General features: G+C 60.3%; 18 protein-coding genes and 1 tRNA gene. 5 read left to right on the top strand and 14 right to left on the bottom strand.

Annotation, left to right across the window (positions count from 1 at the left end):
- Nucleotides 1–113 precede the first annotated feature (113 nt).
- The gene (locus GSQ80_RS19710) at nucleotides 114–311 is read left to right on the top strand and encodes an NTF2 fold immunity protein (RefSeq protein ID WP_158789358.1); all 198 of its coding nucleotides are present in this window, start codon (nucleotides 114–116) and stop codon (nucleotides 309–311) included.
- Nucleotides 312–367: 56 nt separating this feature from the next.
- On the opposite strand, the gene GSQ80_RS19705 is transcribed toward GSQ80_RS19710, so the two are convergent.
- Nucleotides 368–808, bottom strand: a complete 441-nt coding sequence (locus tag GSQ80_RS19705) for a nuclear transport factor 2 family protein (RefSeq protein ID WP_158789357.1) — start codon at nucleotides 806–808, stop codon at nucleotides 368–370.
- A 928-nt stretch (nucleotides 809–1,736) separates the two neighbouring features.
- On the opposite strand from GSQ80_RS19705, the gene nadA reads away from it, so the two are divergent.
- From nadA to GSQ80_RS19685, 4 genes are all read left to right on the top strand, one after another.
- On the top strand, nucleotides 1,737–3,038 hold the full coding sequence (gene nadA / locus GSQ80_RS19700) for a quinolinate synthase NadA (protein WP_216850469.1): 1,302 nt from the start codon (nucleotides 1,737–1,739) through the stop codon (nucleotides 3,036–3,038).
- A 34-nt stretch (nucleotides 3,039–3,072) separates the two neighbouring features.
- Nucleotides 3,073–4,671: an L-aspartate oxidase gene (locus tag GSQ80_RS19695; RefSeq protein ID WP_158789355.1), complete on the top strand. Its 1,599-nt coding sequence runs from the start codon at nucleotides 3,073–3,075 to the stop codon at nucleotides 4,669–4,671.
- Nucleotides 4,671–5,552, top strand: coding sequence for a carboxylating nicotinate-nucleotide diphosphorylase (gene nadC, locus GSQ80_RS19690; protein WP_158789354.1), 882 nt, complete (start codon nucleotides 4,671–4,673; stop codon nucleotides 5,550–5,552). The genes GSQ80_RS19695 and nadC overlap by 1 nt, the downstream gene beginning before the upstream one ends.
- Before the next feature lie 393 nt (nucleotides 5,553–5,945).
- Nucleotides 5,946–7,208, top strand: coding sequence for an ABC transporter permease (locus tag GSQ80_RS19685; RefSeq protein WP_158789353.1), 1,263 nt, complete (start codon nucleotides 5,946–5,948; stop codon nucleotides 7,206–7,208).
- Nucleotides 7,209–7,211: 3 nt separating this feature from the next.
- Here the strand turns inward: GSQ80_RS19685 and GSQ80_RS19680 are convergent, their stop codons facing one another.
- The 13 genes from GSQ80_RS19680 to GSQ80_RS19620 form a co-directional block, all read right to left on the bottom strand.
- The gene (locus GSQ80_RS19680; RefSeq protein ID WP_158789352.1) at nucleotides 7,212–8,612 is read right to left on the bottom strand and encodes a radical SAM/SPASM domain-containing protein; all 1,401 of its coding nucleotides are present in this window, start codon (nucleotides 8,610–8,612) and stop codon (nucleotides 7,212–7,214) included.
- Complete coding sequence (locus GSQ80_RS19675) at nucleotides 8,527–8,799, bottom strand: hypothetical protein (protein ID WP_158789351.1); 273 nt, start codon at nucleotides 8,797–8,799, stop codon at nucleotides 8,527–8,529. Before GSQ80_RS19675 ends, GSQ80_RS19680 begins: the two co-directional genes overlap by 86 nt.
- 168 nt (nucleotides 8,800–8,967) lie before the next feature.
- The gene (locus GSQ80_RS19670; RefSeq protein WP_158789350.1) at nucleotides 8,968–9,711 is read right to left on the bottom strand and encodes an SOS response-associated peptidase; all 744 of its coding nucleotides are present in this window, start codon (nucleotides 9,709–9,711) and stop codon (nucleotides 8,968–8,970) included.
- A 147-nt stretch (nucleotides 9,712–9,858) separates the two neighbouring features.
- Nucleotides 9,859–10,392, bottom strand: a complete 534-nt coding sequence (gene rplI / locus GSQ80_RS19665; RefSeq protein ID WP_158789349.1) for a 50S ribosomal protein L9 — start codon at nucleotides 10,390–10,392, stop codon at nucleotides 9,859–9,861.
- 48 nt (nucleotides 10,393–10,440) lie between these two features.
- Entirely contained in the window at nucleotides 10,441–10,845 is a 405-nt protein-coding gene (gene rpsR, locus GSQ80_RS24010; RefSeq protein WP_158789348.1) for a 30S ribosomal protein S18, read from the bottom strand.
- Nucleotides 10,846–11,050: 205 nt separating this feature from the next.
- Nucleotides 11,051–11,515, bottom strand: a complete 465-nt coding sequence (gene rpsF, locus GSQ80_RS19655) for a 30S ribosomal protein S6 (protein WP_158789347.1) — start codon at nucleotides 11,513–11,515, stop codon at nucleotides 11,051–11,053.
- An 86-nt stretch (nucleotides 11,516–11,601) separates the two neighbouring features.
- Nucleotides 11,602–12,210, bottom strand: a complete 609-nt coding sequence (pth, locus tag GSQ80_RS19650) for an aminoacyl-tRNA hydrolase (RefSeq protein ID WP_158789346.1) — start codon at nucleotides 12,208–12,210, stop codon at nucleotides 11,602–11,604.
- 21 nt (nucleotides 12,211–12,231) lie between these two features.
- Nucleotides 12,232–12,921, bottom strand: coding sequence for a 50S ribosomal protein L25 (locus GSQ80_RS19645; protein WP_158789345.1), 690 nt, complete (start codon nucleotides 12,919–12,921; stop codon nucleotides 12,232–12,234).
- A 78-nt stretch (nucleotides 12,922–12,999) separates the two neighbouring features.
- The gene (locus GSQ80_RS19640) at nucleotides 13,000–13,947 is read right to left on the bottom strand and encodes a ribose-phosphate pyrophosphokinase (protein WP_174241372.1); all 948 of its coding nucleotides are present in this window, start codon (nucleotides 13,945–13,947) and stop codon (nucleotides 13,000–13,002) included.
- A gap of 518 nt (nucleotides 13,948–14,465) precedes the next feature.
- Nucleotides 14,466–14,539 (bottom strand) — tRNA-Gln (locus GSQ80_RS19635).
- Between the two features lie 30 nt (nucleotides 14,540–14,569).
- A complete protein-coding gene (locus GSQ80_RS19630) occupies nucleotides 14,570–15,631 on the bottom strand; it encodes a 4-(cytidine 5'-diphospho)-2-C-methyl-D-erythritol kinase (protein WP_158789344.1) in 1,062 nt (353 codons plus the stop codon).
- A gap of 389 nt (nucleotides 15,632–16,020) precedes the next feature.
- On the bottom strand, nucleotides 16,021–18,486 hold the full coding sequence (locus GSQ80_RS19625) for a putative Ig domain-containing protein (protein WP_158789343.1): 2,466 nt from the start codon (nucleotides 18,484–18,486) through the stop codon (nucleotides 16,021–16,023).
- A gap of 116 nt (nucleotides 18,487–18,602) precedes the next feature.
- Nucleotides 18,603–20,957, bottom strand: coding sequence for a hypothetical protein (locus GSQ80_RS19620; RefSeq protein ID WP_158789342.1), 2,355 nt, complete (start codon nucleotides 20,955–20,957; stop codon nucleotides 18,603–18,605).
- Nucleotides 20,958–21,118 lie beyond the last annotated feature (161 nt).

Raw genomic sequence — 21,118 nt, 5'->3', positions numbered from 1 at the left:
CAAGTGTGCTTCGAGGGCTTCTGTTTCTCCTCGCGTCCTTTTCGCCCGCGCAGGAGATTGGCGCGAAGTCGTACCGACCCCCGTCCGGAATGGTTCCGGATGCTGCCACAGCTATGTCCATAGCGTATGCGGTCGCTATACCGATCTACGGAAAGAAGCAAATTGACTCGGAACTTCCTCTGCACGCCACCCTGAAAGGGCAAACGTGGAGGGTTGAAGGGACACTCGCGAAAGGGTTGGAGGGAGGGACAGTGCTCGTCGAGATCGACAGAGTGTCCGGAAAGATTGTCTATCTCATGCACGGCAAGTAGCCAGCTAGTTCCCGCAAAGTCGCATTTTCGGCAACTTCGAGCCCCACTTCCAACGCTCATTTGGCGGGCGCAAACCAGCAATTCAAGATCTTGCCATCTCTGACTTCATATATGACCAGGGTGTCGGGCACGGGTGGCGCTCCAGGAGGCAGACCGCGCATGTGTTCAACATTAGCGACGGTCGGTCCGGTGATCGTCTTCGTGACAACATCGACCCCAAATCCAGATCCCGCAGGAGGAATCTTCGCCAGGAACTCAAATTCGTCGCGGAGCGCTTTCGCGCCCTTAGCGGGCTCCTTATGGCCATCAAGCCAGTAAACGGTGGCGTTGTCGGAGTAGCAGTTCAGAAATGCTTCGACATCATGCCTGTTATAGGCATCAACCTGCGCCTGTACGACTGCCGCAGGATCGGAAGAGGCGCTACAGGGTATCGCGGCCAAGCACGGGCCAGCCGCCGCTAAGAGTAAAACCTGCCCAAACCAAAAAGACCTCGACATGATCCACTCCTGCCATGATGTTCTCAAAACATGCAGAAATCGGCAAGAACATACCGTCGCGGGAAGAGGTGCGTACCTCTCGGCGAAGGTAACGCTACGGATCATTGAGGTCGGCTCAGCGAGGCTTCCCGCAAAGTCGCGTTTCCGGCAAGTTCGCCGAAGTTTCCCAAAACCCCGTTTTCAGAGAACGAGTAGCCCAAGCTTGTACACTGGCTGGGTTGGAGGAGATGTGGGCGTTGCCGTATTTATCCTTTTCCTCGTACCCGTTACGCTCATCACCTTCGCTAGCGTGAGGATGAAGCGTTCTTGGGATGCGGCGCGGACGCATGACTGGCGAAACAAAGTCGGGCTTGCCTCTGTGGTTGTGGGGTGGTGTGCGATCGTACTGGGCTATGCAGCGAAGGTCGCTTGGTTGCGAGCGGGCGGAGACCCGCACGGAATGGGGACACCCATGGGTGTATGGGTTCCTTTGCACAAACTGTTCCTCTCGGCACTCCTGATCGACGTGTGCTTAGCCATCGCTGGCAGAGGCAGAGGAAGGATGTTGACACTCGTTGCAATCGGCGTCGCATTTGGTGCGGACACGATGATCTATTTTCTGCAGGCAGAGTAGGCTCTCGCTGCTGTGAAGTGACGAGCTTCCTCTAAAGTCGGGTTTTCGGCAACTTCGTTTCAATTGTTGAGAACAGGCCAAAGCACTCATTGAGCTTCGACCAGGCGCTACATGAGTTCCCGGATACGCGCATGGCCCAATCAAAGCAACCCTCAACCAAATTCCCACCCACCCGTAAATTCGGCCACCTTCGGTGACGCAAACCACCTTCGCCGCCCAGCGATTCTTGTACCCTATAAAGGTACGGCTGCATCCAATACGTCCCGGCCCACCACACCTTCGGGGGCCAGGGAGCGCAGCCTCAAGGAGTCCGCAGTGCCTTCTGTAGATAGCACCATCCAGCTGATTCAGATCAACGAACAGCAAGGAACTCAGAATCAGACTTCCACCTGTAGCTCGGCCCTCGCCGATGCGCCCTGGACCTTTGACGCCGAGCCCACCTACGGCCCCGGCGCCTCCATGGCCGATCACCTCCCCTCCACGGCCCCGCGCCAACCCGGCCTTCCCGCCGAGTACCGCAACGCCAGCCCCGCCGAACTCGACCTCCGCATCCGCGCCGCCAAGCATTCTCTCGGCGAAAAGCTCGTCATCCTCGGCCACTTCTATCAGCGCGACGAAATCGTCCAGTACGCCGACTTCGTAGGCGACTCCTTCCAGCTAGCCAACGCCGCCCTCACCCGGCCCAACGCAGAAACCATCGTCTTCTGCGGCGTCCACTTCATGGCCGAAACCGCCGACATGCTCTCCCGTCCCGACCAGGCCGTCATCCTCCCCAACCTCGCCGCCGGCTGCTCCATGGCCGACATGGCGGACCTAGACTCCGTCACCGACTGCTGGGAGCAACTAACCGAAGTCCTCGGCGACAACCTCACCCCCGACGGCCGCCAGCAAGTCATCCCCGTCACCTACATGAACTCCTCGGCCGCCCTCAAAGGCTTCTGCGGCGAACATGGCGGAGTCGTCTGCACTTCCTCCAACGCCGCCCGCGTCCTCGAGTGGGCCTTCGAGCGCGGCCAGCGCGTCCTCTTCTTCCCCGATCAGCACCTCGGCCGCAACACTGCCAAGGCCATGGGCATCCCCCTCTCGCAAATGCCCGTCTGGGATCCAAACCTCCCCAACGGCGGCAACACCCCCGAAGCTCTCCGCGACGCCCGCGTCCTTCTCTGGCACGGCTTCTGCTCGGTCCACAAACGCTTCACCGTCGACCAAATTGCCATGGCCCGCCAACGCCACCCTGGCGTCCACGTCATCGTCCACCCCGAGTGCCCCATGGAGGTAGTCGACGCAGCCGACTCTTCCGGCTCCACCGACTTCATCGTCAAGGCCATCGCTGCCGCACCCGCCGGCAGCACCTTCGCCATCGGCACCGAGATCAACCTCGTCCAGCGCCTCGCCTCTCAGCACCCCGAACACACCATCTTCTGCCTCGACTCCATCGTCTGCCCCTGCTCCACGATGTACCGCATCCACCCCGGCTACCTTGCGTGGGTTCTTGAAGCGCTCGAGCGCGGAGAAGTCCTCAACCGGATCACCGTCCCCGAGCCCATCGCCGTCCCTGCCCGCCTCGCGCTCAAAACCATGCTGAGCTTGGCGCCGCGTGTCCCGAAACTAGGCTAAAGACGTCGCTGCGTAACCCGAAACAAGGCTAAACATGTCGAAAAACAAACACATTTTGGTCGTAGGCTCCGGTATCGCCGGCCTCATCGCTGCCCTCGAGCTGAGCGCCAAGTACGACGTAACTGTTGTAACCAAAGCAGCTTTGGCCGAATCCAACACCCGCTGGGCCCAGGGAGGCATCGCCGCAGCCATGGCTGACGACGATTCCGCCGCCAGCCATGCCGCCGACACGCTAGCCGCTGGCGCAGGCCTCTGTAACCCCAACGCCGTCAACATCTTATGCACAGAAGGCCCAGCCCGCATCCGCGACCTCATCCGCCTCGGCGTCCCCTTCGACCAAACCCCCAACGGCGACCTAGCCAGGGGCCTGGAAGCTGCTCATTCTAAAGCACGTATCCTCCATGCCGGAGGCGATGCCACCGGCCTCTCCGTAGAAACAACCTTAGTCCGCGCTGTACGCAACACCCCCAAAATCACCGTCTTAGAACATACCTTTGCCCTCGATTTAGTCCTTAAAAACGGCGCTGTCACCGGCCTCGAAATCATTGATTCCGAAGGCCTTCCCCGCACCCTCGACGCCGACGCGGTCATTCTGGCCTCGGGCGGTGCCGGCCAACTCTACCTCCACACCACCAACCCGTCAGTAGCCACGGGCGACGGCACAGCCATAGCCCTCCGCGCCGGCGCCCAGCTAGCCGACCTCGAGTTCTACCAGTTCCATCCCACCGCGCTAGCGACCGCAACCTCTTTAGATTCATCGCCATTCCTCATCTCGGAAGCCGTCCGCGGCGAAGGCGCCGTCCTCCTCGACACCGACGGCCACCGCTTTATGCCGCAAATCCACCCAGCCGCCGAGCTGGCTCCCCGTGACGTAGTCGCTCGTGGCATCGCAAGCCAAATGGCTCTCCAGCAAGGACTTCCAGCCCTCCTGGACGCCACGGCCATGTCCCCGGAATTCCTAGCCAAACGATTCCCCTCCATCGACGCCGAAACCCGCGCTCGCAACTTAGATTGGTCCCGTAACCCCATTCCTATCAACCCCGCAGCCCATTACTGGATGGGTGGAGTCCGTACCGACACCTACGGCCGCACCTCCATCCCCGGCCTCTACGCCGTCGGCGAAGTAGCCTGCACCGGCGTCCACGGCGCCAACCGCCTAGCCTCCAACTCCCTCCTCGAAAGCCTCACGTTTGCGTGGCGCTGCGCTCACATGTTGCTTGAAGCCGACTCGCCCTCTGCCGACATAACTCCTTTCAGTGGCACACCTACGATCCTTCACGAGGCACAGCCCCAGGCTCAGATACCCACCGCTCCCATCACCCGTCTCGAGCTCCAAACCCTCCTCTGGACCCACGCCGGCATTGAGCGCAACGCCATTGACCTCGGCTCCGCCCTCCACACCCTCGACCATTCCCACGTCGAGGGCACCACCATCCATGACCTCGAAACCGCCAACCTTCTAGCCCTCGCCCGTGTTCTCGTAACCGCCGCACTTGCGCGCGAGGAGTCCCGCGGCGCCCACTTCCGCACCGACTTTCCCCACCCTTCCGCTGCCTACGAACACTCCCTCGTTTACGCTCAGGAACCGAAAATCCGCAAAATCAATACCTTGCAGGTAGCCGTCCCGTGCTGATGAAACCCAGTCACGACGCCGTCAACGCCATCGTTCGCATGGCACTCCTGGAAGACGCTCCCTGGGGCGACCTAACCTCGCAGAGCCTAATCCCCGCCACCGCCATAGTTACCGCCCAGCTCGTTGCGCGGGAACTCGGTGTCTTCTGCGGCCAGGACATCGTAACCGCCGCCTTTTCTCTCACCGACCCCGCCATCACGACCGACGTCCATATCACTGACGGCAAAGATTTTGACTCCGGCGCGATCATCGCGACCATCCAAGGCCCAGCCTGCGGCATCCTCCAAGCCGAGCGCGTCGCCCTCAACTTCGCGCAGCGTCTTTCCGGCATCGCCACGCTAACAGCGACCTACGTAGCCGAAACCGCCGGCACAAAAGCCCGCATCGTTGACACTCGCAAGACCACACCCGGCCTCCGCCTCTTCGAGCGCTACGCCGTCCGCTGCGGCGGCGGGCACAACCACCGCTTCTCGCTCTCCGATGCCGTCATGGTCAAGGACAACCACCTCGCCGTCCTCGCCGCCCACTCGTCTGCAAGTCTCACCGAGTCCCTACTCGCCCTACGCCAGGTAGTCCCGCACACCGCTCACCTCGAGGTCGAAGTCGATCGCCTCGACCAGATCGACGCAGTTCTCGCTGCCAACGTCGACACCATTCTGCTCGACAATTTTTCCATCGACGATCTTCGAATCGCAGTCCAGCAGATCAACCATCGCGCCCTCACCGAAGCCAGCGGCGGCATTACCCTCGACCGAATTCGCGATATTGCCGCCACAGGTGTCGACCTCATCTCGGTAGGTGCCCTCACCCACAGCGTTCGCGCCCTCGACCTTGGCCTGGATATCAATCCAGCGGACGTCCCAGCCATCAAGCCTGCTTGATCCCGGTTGAAAATAATTCAATCCATTGGTCGATGCGCACTATAACGCGCATTCGCTAGAGTGGTTTTCGTAACGCCAGCCGGATGCATCCTGCTGGCAGCTCTCCGGTTTCTGCGCTTTGTGTTTCCTACGCAAGCGAGCCCACCTCTTCCAAAAGTTTGCGGCACCCCTTTGCCTCCTCCGGGGTGCCGCCCTTTATCTCAACGCTTAGCCGAAAATCCTCTTTCTGCACGCTTCAGGCCGGGGCTAGAGCGGCTGTCCGGCACCTGCCATACTCTCTTGTTCGCAGAATCGACCGCGCTCCCGTAGCATCCAACAAACACAGGAGCTTTACCTCGCATGCTGGTCGCATTGCACCGGGCCTGCGATACTTAACTTCGATTCTTCTCGTCCATGACGACTGTCCGCGACACCTTCGAAAACACGCTCCGCAGCGCGCGGTCTACCGTAGCGTTTCGCGAGACGATCAATCTTGCCTTCGACAGTTTCCGTGCCAGCAAGACACGATTTCTGCTCACCATGCTCGGCATGGTGATTGGCTCGGCCTCTATCGTGTTGGTCGCCACCGTCGGCCTCACAGGCAAGCAGTTCGCTCTCGACACCATCTCCTCCCTCGGCCCCAACAAAGTCGAGATGCAATACTCGGGAGGCCTCGTCATGGGCCCCAACAATGTCAGTACCCCCGACTACTTGACCATCCGGGACATGGAGACTGTCGACCAACAGGTTCCTGGCATTCGTTACAGCTCGCCCATGCTGGAAGATCACGACAGTATCGCCGTCGGCAACGGCGTTCATCGAGACGCGATGTTGCTCGGCGTCAGCCCCGAGTACAGAGACATTCGCGGCCTTAAGATTAAAGCTGGCCGCTTCTTCGACGACCAGGACGCCCTCACCCACGCTTATGTCGCCGATATCGTTGGCCCTATGGCCATCGAACTCTACGGTAGCTACGGCGCGGCCATCGGTCAAACTCTCTCGATCCGCGGAATCCCATTCACCGTCATCGGCGTCTTCACCGAAAGCATCAACACCTTCGGCTCATCCGAGATTAGCAATCACACGATCCTGGTCCCTTACGAGGTCGGGCGCTACTTCAGTGGTACCAATGACCTCAAAGAGATATTCTTCAGCATGGACAGACGAGAGGACGTGGAGCCCGCAGCCAAGCGCATCACCACTCTCATCTCCAGCCGCCATCGCCCCACCAGCGAATACAATGCCGCCACCCTCACCGACATCCTCAACTCCATGCGCAGCATCGCCGACATGCTCACGATTGTTCTGGTGCTTGCCTCTGCCATCACGCTCGTTGTCTCCGGCGTGGGCATTATGAACTCCATGCTCGCGAATGTGCAGGCGCGCATCAAGGAGATCGGCATTCGAAAGGCTCTCGGCGCCACCAGCCGCGAGATTCGCCTTCAGTTCCTCACCGAAGCCGTCTTCCTCTCGCTCTCCGGAGGATTGGTCGGCACCATCATCGGTCTCGCCATACCCTTCAGCGTTGGGCTCTTCACCCCGTTCGCCATCCCGCTCTCGTATTGGGCCGCGGTCATTTCTCTCGCTACGTCCGTCGCAGTTGGAGTCATCTTCGGCACGCTTCCCGCTAACCGCGCCGCCGTACTTGACCCTGTCGCCACCCTCAAGTACGAGTAGTTTCTACACTCGATGCATCTCAGCCGATTCAAAGATCCCGCTAAGCAGCGCCTCGCGTTCATACGCGCAGAACTCCCCCACCAACTCCTCCGACCCGACCTCAAACAAATCACGCGCTCGGCAGGCTCCGCCACATAGATAGCGCACAGCGCATGCAGAGCACTTCGCCAGCGTATCCACGCTTATTTCCCGCAGGAGCGCAAATACCGGGGATTGCGCATAGATCTCGCCAACCGACCGCTCCCGCACATTCCCCGCCCGAAACCGCTTCTCATGCAGCAGCTGGCACGGATATACATCGCCCGTCTCCGCGATGCTGATCTCTCTTTCTGCCATCGCGCAACGTCGCACACCGCGGCCGCGCAGCGCGTTCAACTTTGCGCCGACCGCTCCCATCGGCGCCACTCCCTCCGCCGCTACCAGCGCTCGGTAATACTCCACTCCGGTCAGCGCCAAATCGTTCACCGCACTCCTTCGTCCCGCTTTGAATAACGGCTGCAACGCGAGACGCGAGCCATACCTCGCCACCATCGCTGCTATGTCATTGCAGTTCGCCCGCGTTACCGTCATGGCCACGACTACGTTCGCGCCACAGTCCAGCAGCATCTCAATCGCTCGCGTGACCCGCGCAAAGTTGCCTTTGCCTCGTGTCGTCGCGTGCACAGCATTGCTACTGCCGTCCAGGCTGATCTTCACCACGTCCGCCGCGGCCGCAATACGTTTCGCATTCGCGCCGTCGATCAGCGAGCCATTGGTCAGCAGATGCACTTTGTTTCCAGCTGCTCTCACCTTCTCGGCGAAGTCCAGCGCGCTGGGATGCAACAATGGCTCGCCACCAGATAGCACATACGCCACCGAATCCGACAGCGCCGCCACATCCCGCGCGATCGTCTCCAGGTCTCCCCAGGACAATACATCCGACCGCTTGCCGCTCTGCGCATAACAATAGCTGCAACCCAGATTGCATTGGTTAGTGAGCTTCAAATGCACGATGCTCAGCTTCTCGGGAATGTCTCGCTGCTCGCGGCGCACAATCTTTAGAGTTTCTACCTTGGTGTTGGTTGAGACATTCACCAAAACACCCCGCGCCAGTGCCTCGGCAAACAGTGCGTTTGCCTGTCCCCTAGCCGATTCGCCTGCTGGTCCCAGTACCTCTTCCATCGTCGCGCCATCACACCGCGACAACAGAATGGCCCCATTCTGGTTCACCACCATCCAGTCGGGTGACTTCGGTTGCAGGAAGAGATGCTTCCCGGCGCGTTCTGAGTACACGACCCCGTCAGCCAGCTTCAGTCGAAATACGCGCTTCCGCACTGTCTTAGTGCCCCGCGCAATCTCCGCCGATGCCGCAACATCCGGACCCGCCAGCGCAATCCGCGCCCACTCCGCACTCCCCTGTCCCACTCGCACAATCCATCGCGCCCACATTGCCGGCAGCCTGCGCCATTTTCACGCTCGCCGCAGGTCTGCCCATTCGGACATCCTCGATCAGGGTCAGCGGCAATCCTCCCAGCCATCCCATCACGTCCCCGGCGCAGACCAGCCGTGTTCCATGACCTTCGGCGATATTCAACTCTTGGGTATTCAACATAGGTCCCTATTTCGTGTTCGGTCCATTGAGCCGTCCGTTTTTTGCAGCGGACACCACCCATTTTTACCCCGCCCTCACCTCCAAGGTCGGTGACGCTTATCACGCCCACTCGTAACTCGCTCTGCACACAATGGAACGCTGGTTTTCCGACTTGCGGAAAGCGACTCGCTAGGCGCTGTTCAACATTTCCGGCCCATTATTCCGCACGTTTCCCACCGCCGTATTGCAAAGTTCTACCTTCATCTCCTCAGACTCGTAGGGGCGCAGTAAGTGCGCGGGCGCTGGCCTCGAATCATCCCGGTCCAGCCACTCCTCCCAATCCCTCGCGTGCAGAATCGCAGGCATCCGCGTATAGATCGTCGACATCAACTCATTTGCCTCGGTTGTAATAATGGCAAAGCTCTGCAGCCAGCGGTCTACCTCCTGAGGAGACTTCTTAGGCTCCTTCCACGCGTCCCACAATCCCGCAAAGGCCATAAGCCCTCCGCCACCAGCGTTCAACGTGATCGCGTATGGCTGTCTTCCACTCTTGGATTGCGTCTTCGGACGCGCCCCCGCCCGCACCTCTCCATTCTTTTCCGCCCACTCATAAAATCCGTCTGCCGGAATCAAACATCGCCGCCGCTTGAAGGGCTCCCTCCACGTCGCGGAATTCGCCACCGATTCAGCTCGCGCGTTAAACGTGGTCATGCCCTTGAACTCTTTCAAGCTCGTTGCAAAGAACGGCACCATCCCCCACCGGAGCAGCGCCATCTCTCGCTCGCCGGAATCCCGACTTAGCCGAATGACCGGCTGATACGTTGTCGGCGCGATGTTGTAGTCCGCCGCCAGCGGATCCTCAAAGACTTTGCTGGCATGAAATCGCTCAGCAATATGTTGCTTGTCCGACCTACGGAAATACCGACCACACATGGACTTAGCCTAGCATCCCCTAACCACCTTTGCCTGCTCGTCGCGCAAATGCCTGGCGCGCCCCACAACGTTCGAGAGAACGACGACCGGACGCAGAAACGCCCGCGCCACCATTCGGAAGCGCGGGCGTTTCTCTGTCTTTACCAACTAGTCGCGGTTATCGTCCAGTTCACCCGTGTAGGTCGACTTGAACACCGAATCATCCGCTACCGACGCCTCTTCAGCCGAGCGCTCCGGAGCATCGCTCTTGATGTTCACCTGCAGATGCGCCGACACCTCGCGGTGCAGCTTGATCGGCACATGGAACTCGCCAATCGACCTGAGCGGCTCTTCCAGGTGGATCTTGCGACGATCGACCTTGTAGCCCTCTGCCTCGAGCGCGTGCGCGATATCCTGCGAAGTTACCGACCCGAACAGGTGATCGTTCTCGCCAGTCTTGCGCTCGAACGTCAGCACCAGCTCGTTGAGCTTGCCGGCGAGCTCTTCCGCTCCGCCCTTCTCTGACGCCGACTTGCGGATCGCCGAAGCCTTCATCTGCTCAATGACAGCCTTGTTCGCCGGCGTGGCTTCCATCGCCAGCTTGCCCGGCAACAGGTAGTTGCGGCCATATCCGTCAGCGACCTTCACCACATCGCCTCGGTGGCCCAGCTTGTTTACATCCTCTTTCAAAATGACTTCCATGACACGTCTCCAACGTACTTGGTTCGCGCCGCATGTCGGCGCGGTGAACTAGAACTTCGCTGCAAACGGCAGCAGAGCAATCGCGCGAGCCTGCTTGATGGCGCGCGTCAGCTTGCGCTGGAACGGAGCGCTGGTGCCCGTCAAACGGCGCGGAATGATCTTGCCGCGGTCCGACACGAACTGCTGAAGCAGGCGCACGTCGCGGTAGCTGATCGTGTCGATCTTCTCCACCGTGAATTTGCAAACCTTCTTGCGACGGAAGAACTTGCGTCCGCCAGCTCCGCCTGCGCCGCCGCCAGCTCCTGCTGGGCGCGGTGGGCGCGATCCGCCCGAACGTGGGCCGCCCTGTCCTTGGTAACCACCCGTGCGTGGCGCCGGGGCGCTGGTGCTGCCCTCGGTCGATGCCGCAGCCGGTGCCGCGGGTGCTGCCTGGTTCACTGTCTCGTCAGCCATGTTGCTTGTCCTTTGTCTGCTGATGGCTCTTGTGCCATCAGCCGGTTCTGCTGCTCTTGCTCCAGACCCGCTTGGGGGCCTCTGGACTGGATCTTCGTCATGTACTCGAAGATCGTGGAAGCATCTTGCAGCGTTGCGTTTGTCCTGTCAGCAGACCGGAATTCTCCAGCCTGCGAAGCTTGTCTTGCTCGCGAACGAGCCAGTCCTACGAAGCGACTGCGGGCTCAGCCTCGGCGACTGGCTCTGCAACAGCAGAGGCCTCCACGGCCGGAGCTTCATGCGTCTCGGTCGCAGCAGCAGCCTCGACGTTCACTTGCGGCTGCGCGCTGCGCTTCACGTGCGCATCGCGATGCGCCTTGATCTTGGCCACGCGCTTGTCTTCCTCGTCCATGCGAACCGTGATGAACTTGATCACCTGTTCAGAGACGCGCAGACGACGCTCAATCTCGGAGATCAGCGAAGCTGGGGCATCAACGACCAGCAGAACATAGAAGCCGTCGTTGAACTTCTTGACGGTGTAAGCCAGCCGGCGGCGACCCATCTTCTCGGTCGTCTTCACGGTGCCCCCGCCCCCGGTCACATAACCGGAGAACGTCTCAATGAGCTTGTCGAGCTCGACCTCTTCAACATCGGGCCGAACGATAAACATGATTTCGTAAGTGCGATTCATCTCTACTTCTTTCTGCGGGGTTCTGCCCCGCACCGCTTCGGTGAAAACTTCCATCCGAAACCGGTGTGGAAGATTGTTACTGCGATTCAAATACCGTTCTCACTACCAGGTTCAATCTTGCGATTGAACTCATTCATCGCCGCGCTGACACCCTTCGTCAGCACAGCCTCAACCGCGCGTACTGCCTGGTCAAGCGATTCATCCAACTCCCCTAACGCCTGCTTGCGCATGGGCGTCAAAAGAAAATCCTTGCCGCCGGATTTGACGATGCCTCCGGTCTCAGTCGGCGGTTTGCCAATGCCGATACGGATGCGCGTCCACTCCTCGGTCCCAAGCACACCAGAGATTGACTTCACTCCGTTGTGCCCGGCCGCTGAACCGCGCTCGCGAATGCGAATCGTGCCCAGCGGGATTGCCAGCTCGTCATACAGGACAATCAAGTCCTCCACGCCGAGTTCCAACTCGTTCAGCAGAGCAGCTACCGAAAGCCCGCTCAGATTCATAAAGGTCTCCGGCTTGGCCAGCAGCACTTCATGTCCTGCCAGCTTCGTCCGCGCCGTCAGCGCTCGTCCGCGACGATTGGCAATCTGCACATCGCAAATCACTGCAATGCGATCGATCGCCAGAAACCCGGCGTTGTGCGGTGTGAACGCGTACTCCGGACCAGGATTCCCAAGACCGACGATCAGCTTCACGCTCGCACAACGCCTTTCAAACTACTTCTTGCCCTTGTCCGCAGCAGGTGCAGCAGCATCGGCAGCAGGTGCATCCTGCTTGCCCTTCTTCGCTACTTCGGGCTCGGCCGCGCCAGCAACCGGCTCAGCCACAACCTCTTCCTTCATCACGGTCACGTGAGCAACCAGCGCATCTTCGTCGCCCAGGAACGTTATCTTGTCCGAATGCGGCAGGTCAGAGATATGGACCGCTCCATTAACTTCGAGGCCGCTAACGTCCACATCGATGTGGCCCGGAATATCGGCCGGCAGGCACTCGATCTCAACCTCGTGCAGCACCTGGCTCAGAATTCCACCGCCCGTCTTCACGCCGACAGGAATGCCGATCAGCTTGACCTCAACCGACACCGTCATCGACTTGTCCATCGCGATGCGCTTCAGATCGATGTGCAACAGCTTGCCTTTGATGGGCTCGTGCTGCCAATCGACGATCATGGCCTTCGCCGCGGCGTGGCCTTCAATCGTGAGATCGAAGATTGTGTTGTGGCCAGACTCGCCGTACAAAATCTTGGTGATCACCTTGGGATCAACCGTCACCGCAACCGACTCTTTGCCCGCGCCATACACAACGGCCGGAATCAGTCCCTGTACGCGCACACGGCGCGCGTGGTTCTTGTTGAATGTTCCTGTGCGGGGAGTTGCCACCACCGCTTCAATCTTTTTCTCTGCCATCTTCTTTGTCCTTTCGGGCACGAGGTTGAGCCTCGCTCCCTTTCCTGCATCGCAAATCATCTTGCAAACTGCAAAACTCTAGTTGAAGAGCGTCGATACCGACGTCTCCATGTGAATGCTCTCAATCGCTCTACCTAACAATCCGGCGATCGATAGCACCTTGATCTTGCTCAACTGCTGCGCTTCCTCGGAGAGGGGGACCGTATTCGTCACAACGACCTCTTCCAATTTCGACGCCCTGATTCTCTCCACAGCCGGGCCTGAGAGGACTGCGTGCGTGGCGCACGCATAAACCTTTTCGGCACCCTGCTCCAACAACGCCTCCGCCGTCTTCACCAGCGTTCCCGCGGTGTCGATGATGTCGTCGAGGATCAAGCAAGTCCGTCCACGCACATCGCCGATCACGTTCATCACTTCGGTCACATTGATATCCGTCCTGCGTTTATCAACGATCGCCAAAGGCACTTCTAATCTCTGCGCAAAGAATCTCGCGCGCTCTACACCGCCTGCATCCGGACTCACCACCGTAAGATTCGGCAGCTTCAAGTCTCGGAAGTATCCAACCAGCACCGGGCTGGCGAACAGATGATCCACCGGGATATTGAAAAAGCCCTGGATCTGCGCCGCATGCAAATCTACAAACAATGCCCGATTCGCTCCGGCGGTAGTAAGAAGATCCGCTACCAGCTTGGAGGTAATTGCTACGCGGGGACGATCCTTACGATCCTGCCGTGCATAGCCGTAGTACGGAACCACCACCGTGATTCGCCCTGCTGAGGCGCGCTTCAGCGCGTCCATCATGATCAGCAGTTCGACCAGGTGCTGGTCCACTGGACGACATGTGGGCTGGATCAGGAATACGTCCGCGCCACGCACATTTTCAATGAGCTGAAAGTGAGTTTCGCCATCGGAGAAGCGTTGTAACCGCGTCTCTCCCACAGGTACACCCAGAAACTTACCAATCTCCTCCGCCAACGGCCGGTTCGCCGAGCCGGAGAAGATCTTGAAGCGCTTGTCTTCACTCAGGCGTGAGGAGCGTTTTTTCTCTCCTGCTTTCGGGTCTACCGCCTTTGTGCCCGTGGCAGAGGTCGCCGGCGTTACAACTGGCTCGGGGACTTGCTTCGGTTGCTCCACTGCAGGTGAGGCCGATGTGGCCGTTGCGGTGGAGACTTCTTTAATAGAACTCGGGAAAGGAACCACAGTCGTGTCTTGTTCGCTCACGTTGAAATCCTCCAGGCTGGTTGACCTTTGGGTTATTCCATACTGCTTGCCTTACTGCTATGCGGCCGGCACTGTTTCATCACCGGTCGTGTGCATGGTGCGAGAGCTTGGTTCCTTCTGTATTGCCTTGGGATTGGTTCATCCCTTGGCCAACTGCAAACTTCTTGCTACTCCCGCGCATCGGCTTTGTGCCGAGATACATGTGCGGGCCTTGCGAATCTTGGGCGATATCGGTTCCATCGCAAAAAATCAAAAGTTCCCTAACTTCATCTGTACGCAGAACTTACAGATCACTCACTCCGTAAATCCAGCGAACGACTGAATGGCTGGGCGACTAGGATTCGAACCTAGACAAAGTGCGTCAAAGGCACTTGACCTACCATTAGTCGATCGCCCAGTACTGCCGGCGCGCTTGTTGCCGGGAAAGTTACTCTGCGAACATCGTATTCCAATAATCTCGGCGAGGCAGGGTTTCGGTTAAGATTGCCCGCGTGCCGTTTTGTTGGACACGATGTTGAGCGGCGAGAGCGTCTGTTTGTGACTTATAGAGTCCAAACAACGCCGAACCAGAACCCGAGAGAGCTGCGTAAATCGCAGATTCGCTTGAACTTCCCACTAAATCACGCTTGGTTGAACGCAAGGAGGGATGCTGCGAGAAGACGACTTCTTCAAAGTCGTTCTCAATCCCGGTGCGGACAAGCGCGAGAAGGGGATTCTCGGCCAGATCGCCTGATACGTCCCTCATTTCTGAGGTCCTACCCGAAGGTAAGTCGCCTGGAATCAGTCCAGAACGGTCCATAAAAGCGATACCGGAGGGGCCAGACTCGACGCCAGTTGTCGACCAGACAGAGGCTAGAGCGCGGCTCAACTGTTTTAGTTTATCCACAGCCGCGCAGGAAGTCAATTGTTCTGCGTCAAGTTGTTGAAAGGCAAGGGCTGTAGAGACTCCGATGTCGGGCAAGGCGACTACACAAGGGACGGGTGGGGAGTCGGGAAGGGGGTAGACTTCTTCGCCACGGTTGAGGCCCAGGACCGTGCCACCTAGGAGGAAGAGGGGGACGTCCGAACCTACTTCCGCGGCCAGTTCGAGGCGTGTCGGACCCGGTAGGGCGATGCCTAACTCCCTTTCTAATCCTAGAGTTGCGGCTATTGCGTTGGCCGAGCCGGCGCCCATCCCGCCCTGGATGGGGAGGGTCTTTTCGATGTGAATGTGGACTTTGGCGGTGATTTGGAGACGATCGAGGGTCTTTTGAACCATGCGCCAGGCGGTGTTGCGCTCGGCGCTGTTGGCGTCGGAGCGGGGGACGCCGCGGTGATTGGAGGTGATCTCGATAGTTGTTTCGGCGGCGCGGGTGGCTGTAACTGTCACGAAATCATGCAGTTGTAGGGTCTGGTAGACCGTGGCCAGGGCGTGGAATCCGTCCGGGCGGGAGGGGCCTACGGCGAGGCCCAGATTTATTTTGCAGAAGGAGCGGACGCGGGTGGACATTAGGCTGCCGCCTGTCGCGGGAAGTTCGGATTTGGAGGGGTTTCGGCCGAAATCCGAGCGTTTTGTGCGCGACTTAGGTGGGTTTCGGGTCCCAAATCGACTGCTTTAGCCTGGTTTGGGGACGCACAAATCGCGAAATGCGGAGGCTGCGACCGGAGGTGGGTGAAATGACGCACCCAGCCATTTTGAGGAGGAGAGATTCTGGCGATTTTGAGCCACAGCGAGGAGGGCATGCTGTCAAATGTGGCGGGATGAAGACGGGGGAGCGTCGATGGAAAATCGTGCCTCATGCAGGAATGATTCTACCTGCACAATGCGCAAGCCTTCCGAGACGTTTCGGCTCGCGGGCAGGACCCCGGCGGAGTGAAGCTTAGGCAGTACCGATGGCCTCAGGGCGCGGTGGGGACTGGCTGGAGGGGAGTGACCGTGGGTGTGGCGAGGCCGAAGAACATGACGAGGGTATTCTGGCCGTCGTCCGAGACCCACAGATTTCCGGAGCGATCAGGGGCGAGACTGTAGGGTTCGGTGAGGCTGGAATCGAGGCCAAAGCCGCCCTGGCCGTGGACGCCGGTGGAGGGGCTGAGCTCGGTGCCGGGTTTGGTGGCGGAAGAACCGGCGACTTCGAGGATGGAGGAGCTGTCAAGCGAGGTGAACCAGACGTTCTGGGCGGCGTCGATGGCGGCGGCGTAGGGAGTGGCGAGGCCACTGGCGAGGGTTTGCTGGTTGAGGAGCACGGTGCCGTCGGGGCCGACTTCGCTGAAGCTGCTGTTGAGATAGTTGGCGACCCAGACGTTGCCCTGGGCGTCGAGGGCGAGGCCGTGGGAGTCATAGCAGCAGTCAGGGTGGCTGAGGAGCTGGCCGCTGGGATTGGCGGCGGAGGGTGCGGCGAGGTGCGCGATGGTGTTGTCGTTGTTGGAGAGCCAGACGCCGTGCGCGGTGTCGACGGCGAGGAAGAGGGGTTTGGCGGCGAGGCCGAAGGATTCGCCGAGGTAGGGCGTGACGGCGGTGCCGTTGGTGCCAAGGATGGTGGCGGAGGAGCACTCTTCATTGGCGATGAAGATGTTGCCGTTGGTGTCGGCGGCGGCCGCGGTGGGATAGCAGATGGAGTCGGCGGTGGAGGTGGAGGTGCCGAGGGTGGCGGGGTTGTTGACGCCGAAGAACTTGGTGACGCTGCCGGTGCCGCCTCCGCCGTTGTAGTTGGTGACCCAGACATTGTTGGAGGGGTCGATAGCCAGGCCGTAGACCTGGGCGATGCTGCCGGCGCCGTAGCCAGTAGCAGAGAGTGGCGTGCCTTGCGGGTTGAAGGCTGAGAGTGGGCCGTCCTGGTTGGCTACCCAGATGTTGTTTTGGCTGTCGATGCCGAGGGCGGTGGGCATGTTGAGGCCGCCGCCGGTGACCGTTAGCGACATCGTCCAGTCGTTGGGCGAGGTGGTCAGGGTGGTGGCGAAGGGTGGCGTCGCGGGGATGGTCGCGAAGATTGCGGCTACGTTCTGGCCGGGGTTATGCGTGATGTTGAGCGCTGCGGTGAAGGTGTCGGTGGGTGCGGTGCCAGAGGGCGGCGTGGCTGCGGTGAAGAGGGCTGAGCACGTGGTGGTCGCGCAGGTGCTGAGCGCGTCGGCGAGGGCTGCTAGCTTGGCGGCTTCTACCGTGAGGCCGGTGGGGAGGGTTGCCGGGGCGCCGGTTGCGGGGTTGGCTAAGAGGGCCGCGTCGAGGAAGGCGTTGGTGATGCCGAGGGTGTTGGTTGAGCTCGCGCCGATGGTGGTGGCGCTGCTGGCGAAGGGGGCGAGGGACCAGGCCGCGGCGGCGGTGGTGATTTCGTTGAGTGTGGCGGCGGAGGCGGCGGTGAGGTTCGTGCAGGGGCCTACTGCCGTGGCCATGCTGAGGGCAGGGTTGCTGGTGCTCGAGGTCGTTGAGGTGGTACCTCCGGTGGCGACGAGATAGAGCTGGGCGGTGGCGGGGATGGTTGTGCCTGTGCTGCTTTGGCCGCAGGTGTAGGTGCCGGTGAGCTGGAACCTGCCCTGGGCGTCGGTGAGGACGGTTTGCGTGAGCATCGGGATGGCTGCGGACATGTTGCCGGTGGCGCCTGCTGCGTAGAGCTGAATCGTGGCTCCGTTGACCGGGGTGGTTCCGCTGAGGACCTGGCCCTGGAAGGCGGCGGCTGCGACGGTGATGGTCAGGGTGAACGTGGCGGTTGCCTTTTCGCCGGCGGAGTCTGCGAGGGTGACGGTGAAGCTGGCGGTGCCCCCCGACGTGGGTATTCCGCTGATGGCGCCGGTGGTGCTTGAGATCGTGAGGCCGGCGGGGAGAGCTCCTTGCGAGATCGACCAGGTGTAGGGCGTGATGCCGCCGGTTGCAGAGAGGCTAGCCGTGTAGGCCGTGCCGGAGGTGGCTCCGGGTAATGCGCCGGCTGGTGTGGTGATCGCAGGATTGACCGGGACGCTGAGCGTTACCGTCTGGGTGGTAGTGAGGCGGGTGATCGCCGCGGCGGTGAGCGTGACGGTGAACGCTGTAGTCACCGTGGTTGGGGCAGTGTAGGTGACGCTGGAGCTGGTGGGGTTCGAGAGTGTGCCGCAGTTGGTTGCCGTGCAGCCGGTCAGGCTCCAGGTGACGCCGGAGTTCAAGGGGCCGCCGGTGACGACGGCGGTGAAGTTGGCTGAGGCGCCGGGGTCGATGGTATCGCTGGCCGGGCCCGTGACGGTAATCGCCGTCGGATAGCTGGTCTGACTGCTGCAGCCGGTGAGGATGCTTAGGCCGAGCGCCAGCAGGAGAGCGGGCAGAATGGTTACTGCTAAGGCCGAAGAGGCCTTCATCGAGGCGGGGATCATGCGGGGATGCTGGCGGAGGCTGGTGCTCAACGTGGTGCCCTCTTTTGTAATTGGCAATGCGGGGCTAGTTTACGCGAGTAGGCCGGCTTAACGAAAAAGCCCTCGGCGCAGTGACTGCGCCGAGGGCTGAGGTTTTGCGGTAAGGGTTACGGCTTTGCGCCGAACTTGCTGGTACCTGCGGCGACTGAGAGCGGGGTGACGACCGGAGCGGCCGCACCGACAATCTCGACAACCGAACTGTTGGTGGTGTCCGTACCGCTGTAGTTTGTGATCCAAAGATTGCCGGAGGGATCGATGGCAATGTTGAGCGGATCAGTCAGTACCTTGAACACGGCGCCGGTGGTTGACCATGCCACGGGGCTGTAGTTTAGCCGAGGCGAGATGGCCTGGTTATTGGTGCCGTTGATCTCGATGAGCGTGCTGGAATCCGTTGGATTTGTGCAGTCGTTACCGATACCGCAACGCATGGTGATCCATACATTGTTATTCCCATCGACTGCTGCGCCGAAGGGATCAACCAGGTCGGCTCCGGTGCTTGTGCTGGTGAGCGTTGTCCTGGTGCCGGTGGGGGTGATCTTGTAGATTTCATCCGCGTTGTAGCCGGGGATCCAAGCGTTGCCACCGGCGTCAATCGCGGGGAACTCCGGCTGAGTGCCTACGGTGATCGGGGCGAAATCGGCCACGCCTGTGGGGCTCACTCTTGCGATCCTGTCGCCACCACCCGTGTTTTCGCTAGTGAGCCAGAGGTGTCCGGCAGCGTCGATCGCACCGTGCGCAACGTTGTCACCACCAGGGAAGATAGAGGGGCTGATGCAATTGTAGACAAAGGGGCCGGTGTGGCCGGCGCAATTGGCGCTGCTGGTATGCAGCAAGCCGCTTTCGTCGTACGCCCACATCTGGGAGTTGCCGAAGGTATTGAAGGTGTTGTTGGGGTTACCGGCGTTGGAGGCGAAGAAGAAGGCCTCGCCGGCCTGATTGGCGATTATCGTGTAGGCGGTGTTATAGCCAGCGCCGAAGAAGTTGGTAAAGGAACCATTCGATCCAGCAATGAATATGCTGGTGGTGCTATTAGCGTTGCCTGTCCAGGCGCTTTCAAAGCCGTCGATGGAGACGTAGCCGTAAATATAGTTTCCGATAGCTCCGGTGTTATTTTCGGCATCGGGGACACCGAGGGGCGTCCAGCGATCGGCGCTGGGGCTTGGCGTGGTGCCGGCACCGCCGCCGGCGCCCTGCGCGGTGATCCAGATCTGGCCTATGTTGTCGACTGCGACACTTTCTGCGCGTTCAACGTCGCCATTCGTGGCTCCATAGCCATGCACTTCGCCGTTGGGGTAGAGGATGCCGAGGGTGAAGTCATTCGGCTGCGCGGTGAGGTGGGGCGTGTAGGGGGGCCCTACCTGTCCCAGCGCAAAAATGGTAGTGAGGTTGCTGGGTGTGTTGGCTGTGCTGTTGTTGCCGGCCGGATAGCGTGCGAGGTTCATGATCGCGCGGGCGGTGTCGGTGGGTGCTATGCCGGCGCTATCGCCGGTCTCCCTAGTGTTGGCGAACAGATTGGCGCACTGGGTGGACGTGGGGCCAGTCGAGTCGACGCAACCCGCGATGATGTTGGCAAGGGTGTCGATGACGGCCTGGGGTACGATGCCGTTGCCGGAGTTGACCGTAGGGACGAAGGTGGGTATGCCTCCGATGAATTCTTCCGTGAAGCCTCCGGTGCGGAAGTTGGCGACGTGGCCCTCACCGACTGGGACGGTGGACAAGGTGCCACCGCCCGTGATGCTGTAGAGCTGGCCGGCGGTGAGCGCGGCATTTTCAATACCGAGTATCCCCTGGGTGGTTCCCGAAGAGCCGACGTAGATGGCGCTGCTCAAGGCGGCGGAGGTCGCTACGGTCGAAAAGGGCTGGAACACATAGGCCGCGGCGACGGTGGAGACCTCGTTCACGTAGAGGAAGTTGCCGGTGGGGAAGCTACCGGTGGTGGAGCTGAGATTGGCCGGGCAGTTGCCGAGGACCGCAAGCAGGACGATGGCGGTGTTATTGGCCGTGATGGGCGAGCCGCCCGTAGCGTTGCCGCCGAAGGAGTAAACGTAGACGGGTTCGCCGGCTGTGCAGGTGTAGGCATTGGTGAGATTGAAGTTGCCGTTGGCATCGGTAACGACATACTTCCATCCCGCGGGGACGTTGTGATCGCTGGTGTTGGTTTGGAGAGGGAACAGTCCGCCGGGGTTGGTGGTGGTTCCTGTGCCGAGCAGGGACGTGGCGATGCCGAGGGTGGCGCCGGAGCCGGCGCCTCCATAGTTGGCAGTGCTGGCCTGGAGGAGGTAGACGTGCGAGCCTGCAATAGGCGCGTGGCCACCGAAGACGCCGCCGACGATAGGCGGGGCGGCTCCCTGGGAGCTAGCCACGGAGTCCGGCATATTCATGGCTCCGCCGCAACCTACCAGACTGAGGGTTCCGATCAAGAGAGAGAGAACAGACAAGCTGGAAAGGGCCGAGGGCTTCATGAGGATCTCCGATGTACGCGATGCAGGGTCAGGGTACTTCGGCTGCCTTTTACAATTACCAGGAGGGGCGGCCGCTAAATGCAGGTATAGATTAGAAAACTATAATCTCAAACTTTGGGGATCCTCAAAATTATTTTGCCTCGCATGGCGACTGATGGACC

Origin of the sequence: Granulicella sp. L46, from assembly GCF_009765785.1 — a bacterium.
GTDB lineage: Bacteria > Acidobacteriota > Terriglobia > Terriglobales > Acidobacteriaceae > Granulicella.
The sequence above is the reverse complement of the archived record's forward strand: the minus strand, read 5'-3'. Positions and strand labels throughout refer to the sequence as shown.

What these genes read in the sequence shown, in the direction of transcription:
- rpsF (WP_158789347.1), bottom strand. Translation starts at nt 11,515, where the DNA reads ATGAATCGCACTTACGAAATCATGTTTATCGTTCGGCCCGATGTTGAA.
- GSQ80_RS19670 (WP_158789350.1), bottom strand. Translation starts at nt 9,711, where the DNA reads ATGTGTGGTCGGTATTTCCGTAGGTCGGACAAGCAACATATTGCTGAG.
- rpsR (WP_158789348.1), bottom strand. Translation starts at nt 10,845, where the DNA reads ATGGCTGACGAGACAGTGAACCAGGCAGCACCCGCGGCACCGGCTGCG.
- GSQ80_RS19705 (WP_158789357.1), bottom strand. Translation starts at nt 808, where the DNA reads ATGTCGAGGTCTTTTTGGTTTGGGCAGGTTTTACTCTTAGCGGCGGCT.
- GSQ80_RS19620 (WP_158789342.1), bottom strand. Translation starts at nt 20,957, where the DNA reads ATGAAGCCCTCGGCCCTTTCCAGCTTGTCTGTTCTCTCTCTCTTGATC.
- rplI (WP_158789349.1), bottom strand. Translation starts at nt 10,392, where the DNA reads ATGGAAGTCATTTTGAAAGAGGATGTAAACAAGCTGGGCCACCGAGGC.
- nadC (WP_158789354.1), top strand. Translation starts at nt 4,671, where the DNA reads ATGAAACCCAGTCACGACGCCGTCAACGCCATCGTTCGCATGGCACTC.
- GSQ80_RS19630 (WP_158789344.1), bottom strand. Translation starts at nt 15,631, where the DNA reads ATGTCCACCCGCGTCCGCTCCTTCTGCAAAATAAATCTGGGCCTCGCC.
- GSQ80_RS19695 (WP_158789355.1), top strand. Translation starts at nt 3,073, where the DNA reads ATGTCGAAAAACAAACACATTTTGGTCGTAGGCTCCGGTATCGCCGGC.
- GSQ80_RS19675 (WP_158789351.1), bottom strand. Translation starts at nt 8,799, where the DNA reads ATGTTGAATACCCAAGAGTTGAATATCGCCGAAGGTCATGGAACACGG.
- GSQ80_RS19685 (WP_158789353.1), top strand. Translation starts at nt 5,946, where the DNA reads ATGACGACTGTCCGCGACACCTTCGAAAACACGCTCCGCAGCGCGCGG.
- GSQ80_RS19645 (WP_158789345.1), bottom strand. Translation starts at nt 12,921, where the DNA reads ATGGCAGAGAAAAAGATTGAAGCGGTGGTGGCAACTCCCCGCACAGGA.
- GSQ80_RS19710 (WP_158789358.1), top strand. Translation starts at nt 114, where the DNA reads ATGTCCATAGCGTATGCGGTCGCTATACCGATCTACGGAAAGAAGCAA.